This is a genomic window from Cellulomonas sp. P1_C4, assembly GCF_056406355.1.
The window spans coordinates 127,873-142,111 of record NZ_JBFUAI010000002.1 but is presented as its reverse complement, the minus strand read 5'-3'; the positions used below and the strand labels follow the sequence as shown (position 1 = coordinate 142,111).

The 14,239-nt window shown below is 72.2% G+C and carries 11 protein-coding genes and 1 tRNA gene; 8 read left to right on the top strand and 4 right to left on the bottom strand.

Annotation, left to right across the window (positions count from 1 at the left end):
• Positions 1–185: 185 nt before the first annotated feature.
• The 6 genes from AC1DYZ_RS02200 (at position 186) to AC1DYZ_RS02175 (ending at position 8,764) form a co-directional block, all read left to right on the top strand.
• Positions 186–5,027 (top strand): HAMP domain-containing sensor histidine kinase, encoded by a 4,842-nt coding sequence (locus AC1DYZ_RS02200; protein ID WP_477063585.1) that lies wholly within the window; start codon positions 186–188, stop codon positions 5,025–5,027.
• A gap of 85 nt (positions 5,028–5,112) precedes the next feature.
• A complete protein-coding gene (locus tag AC1DYZ_RS02195; RefSeq protein WP_028051268.1) occupies positions 5,113–5,562 on the top strand; it encodes a roadblock/LC7 domain-containing protein in 450 nt (149 codons plus the stop codon).
• 23 nt (positions 5,563–5,585) lie between these two features.
• Positions 5,586–5,963 (top strand): DUF742 domain-containing protein, encoded by a 378-nt coding sequence (locus AC1DYZ_RS02190; RefSeq protein WP_456824043.1) that lies wholly within the window; start codon positions 5,586–5,588, stop codon positions 5,961–5,963.
• Positions 5,944–6,555 (top strand): GTP-binding protein, encoded by a 612-nt coding sequence (locus tag AC1DYZ_RS02185; protein WP_055916480.1) that lies wholly within the window; start codon positions 5,944–5,946, stop codon positions 6,553–6,555. Before AC1DYZ_RS02190 ends, AC1DYZ_RS02185 begins: the two co-directional genes overlap by 20 nt.
• Before the next feature lie 86 nt (positions 6,556–6,641).
• On the top strand, positions 6,642–7,217 hold the full coding sequence (locus AC1DYZ_RS02180; RefSeq protein ID WP_477063584.1) for a type II toxin-antitoxin system VapC family toxin: 576 nt from the start codon (positions 6,642–6,644) through the stop codon (positions 7,215–7,217).
• 53 nt (positions 7,218–7,270) lie between these two features.
• Positions 7,271–8,764 (top strand): DUF2252 domain-containing protein, encoded by a 1,494-nt coding sequence (locus AC1DYZ_RS02175; RefSeq protein WP_477063583.1) that lies wholly within the window; start codon positions 7,271–7,273, stop codon positions 8,762–8,764.
• Positions 8,765–8,775: 11 nt separating this feature from the next.
• Here AC1DYZ_RS02175 and AC1DYZ_RS02170 read toward each other — a convergent pair whose 3' ends face one another.
• Entirely contained in the window at positions 8,776–9,498 is a 723-nt protein-coding gene (locus AC1DYZ_RS02170; RefSeq protein ID WP_477063582.1) for a copper homeostasis protein CutC, read from the bottom strand.
• The gene (locus tag AC1DYZ_RS02165) at positions 9,489–10,253 is read right to left on the bottom strand and encodes a GntR family transcriptional regulator (RefSeq protein WP_477063581.1); all 765 of its coding nucleotides are present in this window, start codon (positions 10,251–10,253) and stop codon (positions 9,489–9,491) included. The genes AC1DYZ_RS02170 and AC1DYZ_RS02165 overlap by 10 nt, the downstream gene beginning before the upstream one ends.
• Positions 10,254–10,680: 427 nt before the next feature.
• Here AC1DYZ_RS02165 and AC1DYZ_RS02160 point away from each other — a divergent pair.
• Positions 10,681–10,772, top strand: a tRNA-Ser gene (locus AC1DYZ_RS02160).
• A 41-nt stretch (positions 10,773–10,813) separates the two neighbouring features.
• On the opposite strand, the gene AC1DYZ_RS02155 is transcribed toward AC1DYZ_RS02160, so the two are convergent.
• Both AC1DYZ_RS02155 and AC1DYZ_RS02150 read right to left on the bottom strand, forming a co-directional pair.
• A complete protein-coding gene (locus AC1DYZ_RS02155; protein WP_477063580.1) occupies positions 10,814–11,536 on the bottom strand; it encodes a phosphatase PAP2 family protein in 723 nt (240 codons plus the stop codon).
• A complete protein-coding gene (locus AC1DYZ_RS02150; protein ID WP_477063579.1) occupies positions 11,533–12,210 on the bottom strand; it encodes a phosphatase PAP2 family protein in 678 nt (225 codons plus the stop codon). The genes AC1DYZ_RS02155 and AC1DYZ_RS02150 overlap by 4 nt, the downstream gene beginning before the upstream one ends.
• A gap of 237 nt (positions 12,211–12,447) precedes the next feature.
• On the opposite strand from AC1DYZ_RS02150, the gene AC1DYZ_RS02145 reads away from it, so the two are divergent.
• A complete protein-coding gene (locus AC1DYZ_RS02145; protein WP_477063578.1) occupies positions 12,448–14,235 on the top strand; it encodes a bifunctional metallophosphatase/5'-nucleotidase in 1,788 nt (595 codons plus the stop codon).
• Positions 14,236–14,239: the final 4 nt, after the last annotated feature.

The following is a 14,239-nucleotide window of genomic DNA, read 5'->3' as shown; positions in this document are numbered from 1 at the left end:
GAAAGGGCCGTCAGGTCGCCGTATCCCACCGGGTGAGGTCCATGGCAAACTCTGCCGCGGGCTAATGGTCCTACGTCCAAGAGCCGATGAAGGGCAACGGGACACCTCGCGGTCCGACTGACCAGAGGGCACCACCGGCACGACTTGGCGGCAACACCTGTTGCCGGAAGACGGAAGGGAACGACATGCTGCGACGGCTCGGCATCCGCGCCAAAGTGATGGCTGTCCTCGCCGTCCCCATCCTCGTCATCTTTGGCGCCGGCGCGTACATCTCGTTCGGTGCCCTGCAGGACCTGCGCTACGCGAAGGCCGCCGAGGGCGTCGTCACCACGCTCGAGGCTTACGGCCCGCTGGCGACCGCGGTCCAGATGGAGCGGATCCTGTCGCTCAACGGCGGATCGACCGAGCAGATCGCCGCGGCGCGTGCGGAGACGGACGCGGCTCTGGCCTCCGTCCGACCCAACACCGCGAAGCTCGACCTCTCCCAGTTCCCGCAGCCGGTCGTCAACCAGTTCCTCGCGGTCCAGTCGGCGTACAACACGATGCTCCCCTCGCTGCGTACCCGCGTGGACACCAAGGCCCAGCGCGCCCTGATCCAGCGCAACTACGGCGACCTCATCACCGGCCAGGTCTCCCTCGTCGAGCAGGTCTCGAACTCCCTGCACAACCGCGAGCTGTCCTCGTACGTGACGGCCTACCAGGAGACCAGCCAGACGGCCGACAACCTGGTCGCCGAGCTCATCAACGGCGTCGCCCTCTGGAGCTCCCGGGCCGAGGCGCCGGCACTGCTGCGCACCTTCACCAACAGCACCGCTGCCACCGAGCTCTCCCGCGGCCGCGCCCGGAACTCCGTCTCCGGCCTCGGCGTCCCGGACCTCGCGCTGCCGCAGAAGGACCCGACGTCGCAGTTCACGCAGATGCGGTCCCTGCTCTCGCAGGGCAACGCGCAGGGCTTCGCCGCGGTCGATCCCACCGCCTTCGCGGGAGACGTCCAGTCTCAGCTGGCGAACCTGTCCGCGGTGAACGACAAGATCCTGGCCGCGGCCGGCGACGTCGCTTCGCAGGCCGCCGCCGACGCCCAGACCCGGGCGTTCGTCACCATCGGCGCCGCCTTCCTCGCCGCGTTCCTGTCGCTGCTCCTCGCCCTCGTCGTCTCCCGCTCGATCATCGTCCCGCTGCGCCGCCTGACGAAGGCCGCCGGTGACGTCCGCGAGCAGCTGCCGCGACTGGTCGAGCAGGTGGCCGTCCCCGGTGAGGGCCCCGAGATCACGCTGGCGCCCATCCCCGTGACGTCCCGCGACGAGGTCGGCCAGCTGGCCGCCGCGTTCAACTCGGTGAACCAGACCACGGTCCAGGTCGCCCAGGAGCAGGCCGCGCTGCGCGGCTCCATCGCGGAGATGTTCGTCAACGTCGCCCGTCGCGACCAGGTCCTGCTCAACCGCCAGCTGTCGTTCATCGACTCGCTGGAGCGTGCTGAGGAAGACCCGAGCACCCTGGCGAACCTGTTCCGCCTCGACCACCTCGCCACCCGCATGCGTCGTAACGCGGAGTCGCTCCTCGTCCTCGCCGGCATCGACTCGGGCCGTCGCCTGCGCGACGCCATGCCGCTCTCGGACGTCGTCCGCACGGCCTCCTCGGAGATCGAGCAGTACGACCGCATCGAGCTCGACCTGCAGGTCGACCCGCACATGCACGGCTTCAACGCCCTCGGCGCCGCGCACCTGCTCGCCGAGCTGCTCGAGAACGCGACGATCTTCTCCGAGCCGGAGACCCCCGTCATCGTCACCACCGGCGTCTCGGGCCAGTTCGTCGTCGTCCGCGTCCTCGACCAGGGCCTGGGCATGAGCGACCAGGAGCTCGAGGCCGCGAACGCGAAGATCTTCTCGACCTCGGCGAGCGACTCCCTCGGCAACCAGCGCCTCGGCCTCTTCGTCGTCGGCCGCATCGCCCAGCGCCTCGGCGCCGAGGTGAAGCTCCTCAAGGCCGCGCACGGCACGGGCACCGAGACGATCGTCAAGTTCCCCGCCACGCTGTTCGTCGCGAACGAGACCGCCCTCTACGGCGGCGGCGCGCCGGCTGCCCTCGCGGCCCCCAGCAACGACGCCGGCGTGCCGCAGATCGAGGCCCCCGTCGTCCAGGAGGTCGACCTCGCGTCGCTGACCGACGGCCAGACGCCCCTCGGCCTGCCGCACCGTCGTCGTCGTGAGGACGGCTCGGACGAGCACGCCGGACCCATCCCGGTCACCGAGCTCGCGCAGTCCACCGGGCTGCCGACGCGGTCCAAGAAGACGTTCGACGAGGACAACCTCGTCCTGCCCGAGGCCCCCGACGGCCGCATCGCGCCCGAGATCCAGGCCGCCGGCTCCGACTGGCAGCCCGCGACCCTCGCGCCCGAGAAGGGTGGCCTGCCGAGCCGCAGCCGCGCCTCGACCTCCGCCTGGGCCCAGCCGGAGGAGGCGACGTCGTCCGCTGCGTCCGCCGCCGCGCCGGCGCCGGCGGCCCGTGCCGGACTCTTCTCCGGCTTCCGTGGCCGCACCGAGACGCCCGCCGCGACCACCGACGCCGACGAGAACATGGTGGTGCCCGCCCTCGAGTCCGAGGACGAGCGCGCCCTGCCGCCGGCCCAGTCGAACGCGGTCCGCGCCCCCTGGATGTCGAGCGGTGCGCACGCTGCGCCGGCCGAGCCCATGGTCGTCCCGCAGCTGGTCGACGACGAGGACTCGTGGGAGGCGCAGGAGGCCGAGCACCGCGAGGCCCAGAACGTCGCCGCCGCGGCGCTGGCCGAGGCCGCACCCGAGGCCGACGAGGCTCCGGCGTGCGCGCCGACCGCCGCGTGGGACGCCGCTGAGGCTGAGGCTCCTGTCGAGGAGGCTGCCGCGTGGGCGCCGACCGCCGCGTGGGACACCGCTGAGGCTGAGGCTCCTGCCGAGGAGGCTCCCGTCTGGGCGCCGACCCCCGCGTGGGACGCCGCTGAGGCTGAGGCTCCTGCCGAGGAGGCTCCCGCGTGGGACGCCGCTGAGACCGAGGCCCCTGTCGAGGAGGCTCCCGTCTGGGCGCCGACCGCCGCGTGGGACGCCGCTGAGACCGAGGCTCCTGTCGAGGAGGCTCCCGTCTGGGCGCCGACCCCCGCGTGGGACGCCGCTGAGACCGAGGCTCCTGTCGAGGAGGCTCCCGTCTGGGCGCCGACCCCCGCGTGGGACACCGCCGAGCTCGACACGCCCGCCGAGCAGGAGCCCGCGTCGTGGGAGGCTCCCGTCGAGGAGGCTCCGGCCTGGGAGGCGCCGACCGCCGCGTGGGAGACCGCCGAGACCGAGGCGCCCGAGGCCGAGGCGCCCGCGGCCGAGGCTCCGGCCTGGGAGGCGCCCGTCGCTCAGGAGACCCCTGCGTGGGAGCCGCCCGCGGCGTCTGACACTCACGCATGGGACCAGGCGATCGTCGACGACGAGCCGGCCTGGGAGGCGCCCGTCGTCTCCGAGGAGGCTCCTGTCGCGCTGACCGCGCGCGTCGCTGCACCAGCGGCCGCTGCCGAGGCCGAGGTGGCCGAGGTTGCTCCCCCGGTCGAGACCGTTGCGCCGGTCCGGAGCTTCACGTCGTACAGCGGCTACTCGGGCTGGGGCGCACCCGCCTCCGACGTGCCCGCGCCGTACGTCCCGTTCGAGCGGACGCTCGACGAGGCCCGTGCCTGGCACACCGGCGCCATGCCGATCGTGCCGGAGCCCGCCGCCGAGGTCGCTGCACCGGTCGAGGAGCCCGCAGCCGAGGAGCAGCAGTCGGAGCCCGTCGCCGACGACGCCGCGTGGCCGACCCCCGCCTGGGAGCCGCCGACCTGGCAGGCGCCGCAGTGGCAGGAGCAGGCCGCCGAGGCTGTCGCCGAGGTCGCGCCGGAGCCCGAGCCCGAGCTGGCCGTCGTCGATGGTGTCGCGTTCCAGCGCGTCTACCTCGAGCCCGACATCGAGTCCGAGGTCGAGGCCGAGTACCAGGCCGAGACCGAGGTCCCGGCAGAGCCCGAGCCGCAGCCCGTCGCCGAGCAGGAGGCACCCGCGTGGGCGGCTCCTGTCCAGGAGGCGCCGGCGTGGCCGGCCTTCCAGGCGCCGCTGGCCGGGGTCGACTCGCCGACGCAGCTGTTCAGCCCGATCGAGGCGGAAGCCGCCGTCACGCCGGAGCCCGCTGCCTTCGAGCCGCAGGCCCCCGCGTACCAGGAGGCACCGGTCGCGTTCGCGGCACCGGAGCCCGTCGCCGCTCCGGCGTGGGCACCGACCGCAGCCCCGGCTGCGCCGGCTGAGGCGCCGTTCGCGGAGCTCGTGCAGACGCCGTCGGACGACGCCAAGGGGCGTCGCCGCTGGAGCCTGTTCGGCAAGAAGAAGGCCGCCGAGCAGGCTGCCCCCGAGGTCGCCGCCCCGGTCGCCCAGGCACCTGTGGCCGCCCCCGCGCCGGTCAACCCGGCCGCGCCCGTGCGCACGTCGGCATGGACGTCGGAGGCGGCTGCCCCGCAGTCGCCCGTCGGCGCCGACTCGTCGCAGTCGTGGATGGCGTCGACCGCCTGGCCTGCCCCCGCGGCTCCGGCCCCTGTCCCGGCCGCTCAGACCCCGACGGCGCCGGCTCCTCTTGAGCCTGCACCGGCCGGTTCGTGGCAGCCGCCCGAGTGGGCTGCTCGTCCGGGTGGCAACCCGACACCCGCCTCGACGGTCCCGCAGCCCGCGCTGCCGCCGTCGGTGGCACCCCGCGTCGGCACGCTCGACGACGAGGTGGCGGCGATGCTCGCGCTCCGTTCGGACATCCAGGAGCAGGCACTCTCCGAGCTCTCCCAGCTCTCGGCCTACCGGCCGGCGGCATCGGGTGGCAACGCGGAGCGCCTGACCAAGCGTGTCCCCACAGCTGTCCCGGCGACGACCGTCACCGAGGACGAAGGGAAGCCCGTGCAGCGTGACGCGGACCAGCTCCGGTCGCGTCTGTCGAGCTTCCAGTCCGGGACCACCCGTGGCCGTCGCGCCATGGAGGACCCGTCCGGCCAGAACGGCGTGAGCTGATGACTGCCCCGCACCCCACAACCGTCGTCACCGCCATGGTGGCGTCTGACCCCGCAGTCATCGACTGCACCAGCAAGGAGGAAGTGTGACCGCGCTCAGCACCGAGGCAGCCAACTTCGGCTGGCTCCTGGACAACTTCGTCCGGACCGTGCCCGGCACCCGCCACACACTCGTGGTGTCTGCGGACGGTCTTCTCATGGCGATGTCCGAGCAGCTCGACCGCACCAGCGGCGACCAGCTCGCGGCCATCGTCTCCGGGATGTCGAGCCTGACCCGTGGCGCCGCGCGCCAGCTCCGTGCGGGGGAGGTGCGTCAGGCGATCATCGAGATGGACAACTTGTTCCTCTTCCTCATGAGCGTCTCGAACGGCTCCGTCCTCGCCGTCGTGGCGGAGTCCAGCTGCGACGTGGGCCTCATCGGCTACGAGATGGCGATGCTCGTCTCCCGTACCGAGGCGACCCTCACGCCGCAGCTCATCTCCGAGATGCGCGGTCAGCTTCCCGTCGACGGCGCCACGCGCGCGCCGGTGGCCTGACAGCCACGAGGAGAGACTGACTCATGAGCGAGCACATCGAGTACGAGGCCAGAACGGTCCGGCCGTACGCCGTGACCGGTGGCCGCGTGCGCTCGGCGCGCTCCGACCTGCCTCTCGAGGCACTGGTCGAGGTGATGCCCGGCGCCGTCGCGAGCCAGGGTCTGCCGCCCGAGAAGCGAGCGATCCTGCAGCATGCAGCGTCCAACTACATCTCGGTGGCAGAGCTCTCCGCTCTGCTCCACCTGCCACTCGGCGTGATCCGGATCCTGGTATCCGACCTGTCAGACCAGCAGTACGTGCGCGTGCACACCTCACAGCCGGTCGAGGTCAACACCGGTGAGTCCCCTGCCCTGTCCCTCAGCGTGCTGGAGAGTGTTCTCAATGGCATTTCCGCCCTCTGACGCCGCTGTGGCCGCTCCGGCGGGCACGGCAGGAAGCGTCGCACCCACAGTCGTGAAGATCGTCGTCGCCGGCGGGTTCGCCGTCGGCAAGACGACCTTCATCGGCTCCATCTCGGACATCGAGCCCCTCAACACCGAGGCCGCGATGACGGAGCACTCGGTCGGCGTCGACGACGCCGGCGGCGTGTCGGACCGCAAGACCACCACGACGGTGGCGATGGACTTCGGTCGGATCGCCCTGCCGGGCTCGCTCTGGCTCTACCTGTTCGGCACCCCCGGCCAGGACCGGTTCCTGTTCATGTGGGACGACCTGGTCCGCGGCGCCATCGGCGCCGTCGTGCTGGTGGACACCGACCGGCTCGACCAGTGCTTCCCGGCCGTCGACTACTTCGAGAGCCGTGGCATCCCGTTCGTCGTGGGTGTCAACTGCTTCGACGGCGTCGCCAAGCACCAGCTGGACGACGTCCGCGAGGCGCTCGCCATCCCGGCGCACGTGCCGGTGCTCTACACGGACGCCAGGTCGCGTGCGGCCACGAAGCAGGCGCTCATCTCGCTCGTGCAGCTCGCGATGGAGCGTCTGCGCAGCCGGTGACCACAGAGGTCACACCCGACGGCGGCCGGCCCCTGCAGGGGGGCCGGCCGCAGTCGTCTGCCGGTGAGCTGGGGGATCATAGAGGGGTGCCCGACTCGTCCTCCGTCCCGCCGCCACGTCCGCGTGGTGGCGACGGCACGGGCGTGCTCCCGCAGCCGCGTGCGGCGCGCGACGACGAACCCGCAGGCTCGGCACCGCCGCTCCGCGCCTCCGATCCAGCATCCCGTCGGAGCGCCCCGCCGACGCAGCGCGTCTACGCCGACGGCTCCGCGCTCTCCCGGTACCTCGAGGGTGCGCCGTGCCGCGCGCAGTGGCTGGCGTGGGCGGCCGACCACGAGGCGCAGCTCCTCACGACCCCGCTCGGCCTGACCGAGCTGCGCCGTGCCGCGCGCCCCCGGGGTGTCGAGGCGAACGGTGTGGCCCACGACGTCGAGGAGCGCGTCGAAGTCATCCGCTTCTCCGACCAGACGCTGCGCGCGGCGACGAGGGTCTCGGGCGTGCTCCCCCCGTTCGTCGCGCTGCACGTCGGCGCGGCGTTGGCGCACCCCGAGGTCGGGAGCGTCGCGACGTACGACGTGCAGCTCGCCCAGGTCTCGGCGCTGCACGGGCTCACGGTCGTCTCGCCCGGCTGGCCGGCCCACTGGTGGGAACGGGTCGGGTGAACCTGCTGCTCAGCCCCCTTCCCCGCAGGCCACAACCGGCTTAGTTTCAGGAAATGAACCAGAGCGCCGGTGCGCAGCCCCCGATCGTCCTGCCCCCAGGAGCCCCGCGTTCCGTGCCACCGCTGCGGCCGCACCGCCGCCGGGCCGCCGACCCGGTGACCCACCTCAGCCGCGACGAGCGCGCTGCCCGCGGTGCCGCGGCCAGGGTCCTGCTGCCGCGCGAGGCGCTCGCCGACGTCGGCTCCGGCTTCTCCCGCCCCGACCCCATCGAGCTGCTGGTCTCCCAGGGTCACACCCGCCTGCCCGAGCTGGTTCCGCTCCGGTACGGCCGGATGGTGGCCACCCCGTTCACCTTCTACCGCGGCGCCGCGTTGATCCAGGCGTCGGACCTGGCGGCGACGCCCGACACCGGCCTCGACGCGCAGCTGTGCGGCGACGCGCACCTGTCGAACTTCGGCCTGTACGGCACCCCGGAGCGTCGGATGCTGTTCGACCTCAACGACTTCGACGAGACCCTCCCGGGCCCGTTCGAATGGGACGTCAAGCGGCTCTTGGCCAGCGTCGAGATCGCCGCCCGTGGCAACGGATTCAGCCGCAAGGAACGCCGCGACCTGGTGCTGAGCGTCGCCAAGGCCTACCGGACGACCATCCGGGAGTTCGCAGCCAAGCCGAACATCGACGTCTGGTACGCCCGGCTCGACGTCGACGACTTCCTGGCGAAGAACGGGACCACATTCGGCAAGGCCCAGGCCAAGTCTGCCCAGTCCACCGTGAAGAAGGCGCGCACGCGCGACCACCTGCAGTCCGTGGCGAAGCTCACCGAGGTGGTCGACGGCCACCGGCGCTTCCTCTCGGACCCGCCCCTGGTCACCTCGATGTCCGAGCTGCTGGGCGAGGAGGGCGCCGCGCGCTTTGCCACCGGGATGAACGACCTGGTGCGTGCCTACCAGGCGAGCCTGCAGCCGGACCGGCGGCACCTGGTGGGTCAGTACCGCGTGGTCGACATGGCGCGGAAGGTCGTCGGCGTCGGAAGCGTCGGGACGCGCGCCTGGATCTTGCTGCTGGAGGGAGCCGACGGGGACGACTACCTCGTGCTTCAGGCCAAGGAGGCTCAGGCGTCCGTGCTGGAGCAGTTCCTCGGAGCCAGCGAGTACACGCAGTCCGGGCAGCGCGTGGTCGAGGGCCAGCGGCTGATGCAGGCRGCCAGCGACACCATGCTCGGGTGGCAGCGCAACGAGGGGATCGACGGCGTCACCCGGGACTTCTACGTGCGCCAGCTGCGCGACTGGAAGGGCTCGGCCGTGGTCGAGACCATGGTGCCGGTCGGCATGCGGGACTACGGGGCGCTCTGCGCCTGGACGCTGGCCCGGGCCCACGCACGGTCGGGGGACCGCGTCGCCATCGCCGCGTATCTCGGCGGGTCCAAGGTGGCGGACGAGGCGTTCGCCGACTTCGCCGCCGGCTACGCCGACCGCACCGAGAAGGACCACGCCGCGCTGGTCGCCGCCATCGCCTCCGGGCGGCTCGAGGCGGTCCAGGGCGTCTGAACCGGCTCGGTTCAGTCGCGCCCGAGGGCGGCGACGGCCTTGGCCACCAGCGCCGGGTCCGTCGTCGTCCAGCCCGACGAGCCGCCCCCCGGACCGCCGGACTCGTCGACGTGCCGGCTTGCCGAGAGGTGCACGGCGTCGACGCCGGCCGCGACGAGCGTGGGGATGTCGGCGGGCCGCACCCCGCCGCCGGCCATGACCTGCAGGCGACCGGCGGCCAGCGCCACGGTCGAGGCGAGCCGGTCGACCCCGTCGATGCAGCGCGCCGCACCGCCGGACGTCAGGACGCGGGTGACGCCGAGCGACGCGAGCGCGTCGAGCGCCGGACCCAGCGACGAGACGGTGTCGAGCGCGCGGTGGAACGTGACCTCGCGCCCGTCCGCGGCCTCCACCAGCCGTCCCAACGCGGCCTGGTCCACGATGCCGGCGGAGGTGAGGGCGCCGACCACGACGCCGGCCGCCCCCGCCGCGACGACGGCCCGCACGTCCCTGACCTGCACATCGAGCTCTTCCGGGGAGTAGACGAACGACCCCGGCCGGGGTCGCACGAGGACGTGGACGCCGACGTGCGCGGGGACGGCGGCGAGGACCGCGTCGAGCAGCCCGATCGACGGCGTGAGGCCGCCGGTCGCGGCGAGCGCGGCGCAGAGCTCGAGCCGGTCGGCCCCCAGCGCGGCCGAGATCGCCGCACCGCCGACGTCCTGGACCGCGATCTCCAGGCGGGTCACGACCACGACACGTCCACCGCGGGGCGGCGCGGCACGGGCGCCGGTCGGCGAGCCCGCAGGGGGACCCGGACGCTGTAGCGGTCGGCGCGGTAGCAGGCGCGGGAGAGCATGGTCGTCGCGTCGACGGAGTAGGTGCGCCGCTCGGCGCGCAGCACCGCCCGCGCGTCGACGAGCCCGAGCAGCGACGCCTCGGTGTCGGTGGCCTCGTCGGCGGACAGCGTGTCCTCGCCCCACTCGGGGGCCAGGCCCAGACCGCGCAGCGCCTCGTACACGCTCGGGGGCGGTCCGGCGTCAAAGAGCGACGGCGCGAGCGCGACGGGCACCCAGACCTGCTCGACGCAGATGGGCGTGCCGTCGGCGCTGCGCACCCGGTAGAGAAAGTGCACCTTCTGGCGCGGCTCGATGTCGAGCGCGGTCGCGACGTCCGGGGTTGCGGCGACCACCTGGGCGGTGAGCACGGTGGTCGCGGGTTCCATGCCCCGGCGGCGCATCTCCTCATCGAACGTGGTCAGCCGCAGCTCCACGTCGATGCGCTGGGGGGCGACGAACGTGCCGCGCCCGTGCTCGCGGACGAGCACGCCGTCGGTGACGAGGGTGTCGACGGCGTGCCGCACGGTCATCCGCGAGAGGCCGAACTGCAGGCTGAGGTGGCGCTCGGAGGGGATCGCGTCGCCCTCCCGGAGTTCCTGCGCAACGAGGCCGGCGAGGTGGTCGCGCACCACGAGGTACTTGTGCCCGGCGCCCTGCTCCGGTTCGTCCACGTGCGACCTCCTGCGTGTGCCTTCGTGCGCACGGACCGGCACAGCCCCGCACGTGGCGACCCGACCCTTGCCGCCATCATGAGGTCTAGACCAGTCACGGCGCAACTGGTCCAGCACTCTTCCCCATGCACGCCGTCGCCACCCCACGAGTGCTCCATGACCACGGTCTCTGCGAGCGCGGCCGAGAAGTAAGGCATCCGCCTCGCGCGGCCCCGGTCGCGCTGCGAAGCCCAGGCTGCCGGAGTTCTGACTAGGTCAGGCGACGTGGTGGCCGAGGCTCGAGGGAACTGGCCGCCGCGGCCGTCGGCCGTCTCACCCTGACCGCAAGGAGCGAGGCGCGCGGACCCTAGGGAATCTACTGGTCTAGACCATATTCTCGCGAGGGCTTGTGGGAGACTCGTGCCGCGACGGGCCGAGGGCTCGCGCGGGAGGGCTGTCTGAGCGGCCGAAAGAGACGGTCTTGAAAACCGTTGGAGCGGGACAACCCCGTTCTCGTGGGTTCGAATCCCACGCCCTCCGCCCGGCGAACCCTGCCGTTCCTCACCGCTCCTTCGCGACGCTCACACGTCCCGCCGCAGGTACCGCCAGGCGAGGAACGCGCACACGAGGCCGTTCGCCATGCCGACGAGGACGTCCGTGGGGTGGTGCATGCCGCGGTACAGGCGCGCCGTCGCGACCGCGAAGGGGACGAGGAGGCAGACCACCGTCAGCCCCCACCGCAGCCACGGCCGGCTGATCCGCTGGCAGAGCAGGGTGAGCGACACGTAGAGCGCCGTCGACGCGCTGGTGTGGCCGCTCGGGTACGCCGTGGTCGGCGGCGAGTTGTCGAGCAGCTCGACCTCGGGACGCCCGCGGCCGACGAGCAGCGACGCGGTGAAGAAGAGGATGGACTGCAGTCCGAGCGCGATCGCCGGGACCGCGGCCAGCCACCACTGCCTCGTGCGCCACCAGAACAGCGCCACCACGAGCACGCACACGGCGATGGCGTACTGCGTCTGGCCGAAGTTCGACAGCACCAGCGTGAGGGAGTTGAGGCCCGCGATGCGGCGCGCCGCGAACCACCTGTCGACCCCGGTCTCCGCGGGCAGGTCGTGGAGCGGCCCGACGATCAGGAGGCCGGTCCCGACCATGACGACCCACCACAGGACGGCGGGGAGCGCCGCCCGCGTGGCGAGGTCGCGGCACGCCGAGCCGAACGTGGGTGCGGACGTGTCGAGCTCGTAGCGGTGCACGAACGTGCTGGCGGAGCTGCGGCTCTTCCGCTCGCCGACGAGGAGAGTCATGAGACCCCTTCTGTGGAGGGCGGCAAGCTCCAGCCCTGGTAGCCGATGTACGAGGCGCCGGCCATCGCGGTGCCGAGCAGGATGCCGGCGATGACGTCGGACGGGTAGTGCACGCCAAGGAACACCCGGTCCGCGGCGGTGATCAGGGTGACGGTGCCGCCGACGACCGGGACGACGACCCGTCCTCGCCGTCCGAGCAAGGGCCAGACGAGAAGCGTCAACGTGAGGGCCGCGGCGGCCGTGTTCGTCGCGTGACCGGAGGGAAAGCTCGACCCCGGCGCGTGCTCGAGGGCGTCGTCCACCACGGGCCTGGCCCGCTGCACGAGCGCCTTCGCGCCGACCTGCAGCGCCCACGCGGACATCAGCGTGACGAAGGCCCACAGCGCGCGGGTGGCCAGGCCGTGCCGTCGCCAGACCCACAGGCACACCAGGCCGCCGGCGAGGTTGACCCAGACGGGTCGCAGCAGCTTCTCCCACACCACGAGCGCCCGGAGGAATGCAGGGTGCTCACGGGTGAACGAGGTCGCGGCGGCGATCGTCTCCTCGTCGAACCGGATCAGCCCCGGCGCCTCCGCGCGCACCAGGTAGGCGAGGACGAAGACGGGCACGGACACGCCGACGCCGAAGCCGACGGCCCGCAGGAGGGCTCGGCGGCGGGATCTCGGCTGGAGCATCCCCGCAGGCTAGGAGACGGCGGGGAGTTCGGCGCGCTGGGGGGACCTGCTCGGGGGATCCAGGCGGGGACAGCGCCCGCCGTGAAGCACCGTCGGAGCGGGACAGCCCCGCCTTTCGCCCGCTTTGCCCCATTCCCAATCCGGCCCACGGGATGGGAGCATCAACGCGCTCAATCGTGCTCGACGACGACGTCGGAGGAATCTATGTCTCGGTGGCCCGTGCGACTCGGAACGACGATGGCTGTGGCGGGGCTCGCCGCGGCGTCAGGACTGCTGGCGGGGCCGGCGTTCGCGGGACAGGGGCCTGGTGACGATCCCGGCGAGCAGAGGTACAAGGACATCCAGCTGCTCGCCATCAACGACTTCCACGGCAACCTCGAGCCGCCCACAGGATCGTCGGGCACGGTGACCCGGCTCAACCCGGACGGCACGACGACGGCGCAGACCGTGGGAGGTGTCGCGTACCTCTCGACGCACCTGGCCCAGGCGCGGCAGGGCCACGACCGCTCGCTGACCATCGCTGCCGGCGACCTGATCGGCGCCAGCCCGCTGCTCTCGGGAGCGTTCCACGACGAGCCGACCATCGAGGCGATGAACGCGCTCGGGCTCGACGTCACCACCGTCGGCAACCACGAGTTCGACGAGGGCTCCACGGAGCTCAAGCGGATGCAGAACGGCGGCTGTCGCACCAACCCGGACGGGACGCCCGCGGCCGACAGCTGCCCCGCCGGTCCCGGCTCGTTCACGGGGGCCGACTTCCCGTTCCTGTCCGCGAACGTCGTGGTCACCGACACCGGCAAGACCCTGTTCCAGCCGTATGTCGTGAAGAAGCTCAACGGCGTCAAGATCGGCTTCATCGGCATGACGCTCAAGGGCACGCCGGACATCGTCACCGCGGCCGGCGTCCAGGGGCTGTCGTTCCTCGACGAGGTGTCCACCGCGAACAAGTACGCGACGGAGCTGCAGCGCGAGGGCGTGGAGTCGATCGTGGTCCTGCTGCACCAGGGCGGCTCCCCGGCCAGCGGCGCCTACAACTACGACTGCAACGCCGGCGGCGGACTCGGCCTGAGCGGCGACATCGTGCCGATCGCCCGGCAGATCAGCCCGGCCGTCGACCTCATCGTCACGGGCCACACGCACACCGCCTACACGTGCAACATCCCCGACCCGCAGGGCCAGCCGCGCATGGTGACCAGCGGGTCGTCCTTCGGCCGCCTGTACACCGACATCGAGCTGAACTACGACCCGCGGACGAAGGACATCGTCCGACCGTCGGTGGTCGCGACGAACATGCCGGTCCTCCGCGACGTCACGCCCGCGCCGGCCGAGACGGACATCATCAGCCGCTACAACACCTACCTCGGTCCGATCGCCAACACTGTCGTCGGCTACATCGGCGGGACGATCCTCGGCCGTGGCTGCACCGTCGTGCTGTGCCCGGCGTCGGGTGAGTCGCCGGCCGGCGACCTGATCGCCGACGCGCAGCTGGAGGGCTTGAAGACGGACCCGCTCAACACCGGTGGCGCGGACTTCGCGATCATGAACCCCGGAGGCATCAGGGGCGACTTCGTCTGCACCCCGGCGGGCTCTCCGTGTGCGCAGACGTACAGCCAGGCGTTCACGGTCCAGCCCTTCACCAACATCATGAACGTGATCTCGATGACCGGGGCGGACGTCCTCACCATGTTCGGCCAGCAGTGGGTGGGCCAGGGTGCCTCGCCCAAGGTCCTGCAGGTCTCGGCGAACGTCAGCGAGGTCGTCAAGCCGTCCGGGGTGGTCAACGAGAACCGGCTGGTGTCGGTCGCGATCAACGGTGTGCCGGTGAACCCGACGGCGACCTACCGCGTCGCCATGAACGAGTTCCTCGGCGGGGGCGGCGACAACTTCACCGCCATCAGAAGCGGCACCAAGGTGTTCGTCGGCAAGAGCGACCTCGACGTGCTCATCGCCTACCTGGGCAAGCACTCCAGCCAGGCCGTGCCGTACCCGGTCCCGACGGGTGGGCGCATCACGTTCCCTCAGTAGGCAA

Coding starts and splice junctions, on each gene's coding strand:
- AC1DYZ_RS02150 (WP_477063579.1), bottom strand. CDS start 12,210: ATGCTCCAGCCGAGATCCCGCCGCCGAGCCCTCCTGCGGGCCGTCGGC.
- AC1DYZ_RS02185 (WP_055916480.1), top strand. CDS start 5,944: ATGGCATTTCCGCCCTCTGACGCCGCTGTGGCCGCTCCGGCGGGCACG.
- AC1DYZ_RS02200 (WP_477063585.1), top strand. CDS start 186: ATGCTGCGACGGCTCGGCATCCGCGCCAAAGTGATGGCTGTCCTCGCC.
- AC1DYZ_RS02155 (WP_477063580.1), bottom strand. CDS start 11,536: ATGACTCTCCTCGTCGGCGAGCGGAAGAGCCGCAGCTCCGCCAGCACG.
- AC1DYZ_RS02145 (WP_477063578.1), top strand. CDS start 12,448: ATGGCTGTGGCGGGGCTCGCCGCGGCGTCAGGACTGCTGGCGGGGCCG.
- AC1DYZ_RS02190 (WP_456824043.1), top strand. CDS start 5,586: ATGAGCGAGCACATCGAGTACGAGGCCAGAACGGTCCGGCCGTACGCC.